This is a genomic window from Paenarthrobacter nitroguajacolicus (assembly GCF_007786235.1).
Taxonomy (GTDB): Bacteria; Actinomycetota; Actinomycetes; order Actinomycetales; family Micrococcaceae; genus Arthrobacter; species Arthrobacter nitroguajacolicus_A.
In genome coordinates this window covers 1-548 of record NZ_VNFK01000085.1, presented here as the reverse complement: position 1 = coordinate 548, position 548 = coordinate 1, and the positions used below count along the sequence as shown (strand labels likewise).

Below are 548 nucleotides of genomic sequence, written 5' to 3'. Positions count from 1 at the left end.
AATGATGCCTGCTGCTTCTAACTGCTGAAGCATTCGGTGCAGGGTCGGTTTTGGCAGTCCAGTTTCTTCGACTAATCCCTGAAGAGAAATAAACTCGTCTTTTTGCGCTATCACCTCTAATAGTGCAAAAAGTCGGAGAGTCGGTGTATCCCCTTGAACTTGTGGTGTTTCTGTTTGCATATAATGATCCATCCTTGCGATATGTCTATGCCTAAGAGTGTACATATCAAATCATTATTCTTCAATTATCTGAATAAAATTTGACCTTTTTTATTATTTCAATAATATAAATATAAATTATGGAACGATTAATCTCAATAAATGGAATTTTAAAATGAAGGCGATTGAACGGATTATTGATAGAGCTCACTTAGATCGTAAGCGAGTGGTTTTGAGCGAAGCTGAAGATCCTCGGGTGTTGGCCGCTGCACAAATGGCGATAGATAAGCAGCTTGCTTACATCACATTAGTCGGTGATGAACCGGCGATCATCGCTGCTGCAGAATTGCATCACATTGATCTCGCCGGTATTCATATTATTTCACCAC

At 39.6% G+C, this 548-nt stretch carries 2 protein-coding genes; one reads left to right on the top strand and one right to left on the bottom strand.

From position 1 onward, the window contains the following. The coding region (locus tag FQP90_RS23085; protein WP_144653445.1) for a helix-turn-helix domain-containing protein at positions 1–180 on the bottom strand (180 nt) is incomplete at its 3' end. A gap of 154 nt (positions 181–334) precedes the next feature. On the opposite strand from FQP90_RS23085, the gene FQP90_RS23080 reads away from it, so the two are divergent. Then, on the top strand, positions 335–548 hold a 214-nt coding region (locus tag FQP90_RS23080; protein ID WP_280116003.1), incomplete at its 3' end, for a phosphate acyltransferase.